The organism is Sinomonas terricola (genome assembly GCF_034931225.1).
In the GTDB taxonomy this organism is placed as follows: Bacteria; Actinomycetota; Actinomycetes; order Actinomycetales; family Micrococcaceae; genus Sinomonas; species Sinomonas terricola.
In genome coordinates, this window is the sequence record NZ_JAYGGQ010000039.1 from 1 (window position 1) to 879 (window position 879).

Here is an 879-nt window from a genome sequence, read left to right on the forward strand (position 1 = left end):
GCGATCAACTACGGCGTCCTGGCGGGCATCATCGTGGGCCTGCTCTCCGCGGGCCTGTGGCAGCGGTTCTACCGCACCAAGCTGCCGGACTTCCTCGGCTTCTTCTCCGGCCGGCGCCTCGTGCCCATCCTGACCTCCGTGACCTCCCTCGCGGTCGGGGTCGTCCTGTCCTTCCTGTACCCGCTCTTCAACGCCGCCCTGTCCTGGGTCGGGCAGGCCGTGGCCTCGAACACCGTCATCGGCGGCGGGGTCTACGGCTTCGCCAACCGCATGCTCATCCCCGCCGGGCTGCACCACATCCTGAACTCCATGGTCTGGTTCCTCGTCGGGGACTACACCAACGCCGCCGGGACCCTCGTGCGCGGGGACCTAAACCGCTTCTTCGCCGGCGACCCCACCGCCGGGACCTTCATGACCGGCTTCTTCCCCATCATGATGTTCGGCCTGCCCGCGGCCGCGTTCGCGATCTGGCGCCACGCCAAGCCCTCGCAGAAGAAGATCGTCGGCGGCATCATGCTCTCCACCGCCCTGACCGCGTTCCTGACCGGCATCACCGAGCCGATCGAGTACTCCTTCATGTTCGTCGCCTTCCCCCTGTACGTCATCCACGCCGTGCTCACCGGCACCTCCCTCGCGCTCGTGAACCTCCTGGGCATCCACGACGGCTTCACCTTCTCCGCCGGCCTGATCGACTTCGTCCTGAACTTCGGCAAGGCCCAGAACGCCTGGCTCCTGATCCCCATCGGACTCGCCTACGCCGCGATCTACTACTTCCTCTTCTCCTTCGTCATCAAACGCTGGAACCTCCGCACCCCCGGCCGCGAAGACGACGAAGTCACCGTCGAAACCGAACCCGCCAAATAACCGAACCAGCCAACC

General features: G+C 66.0%; 1 protein-coding gene. It reads left to right on the plus strand.

The features are described from left to right. Positions 1–864 (plus strand): PTS transporter subunit EIIC (locus SPF06_RS22005; RefSeq protein WP_323281305.1); only part of this gene is annotated, 864 nt, incomplete at its 5' end. Positions 865–879: the final 15 nt, after the last annotated feature.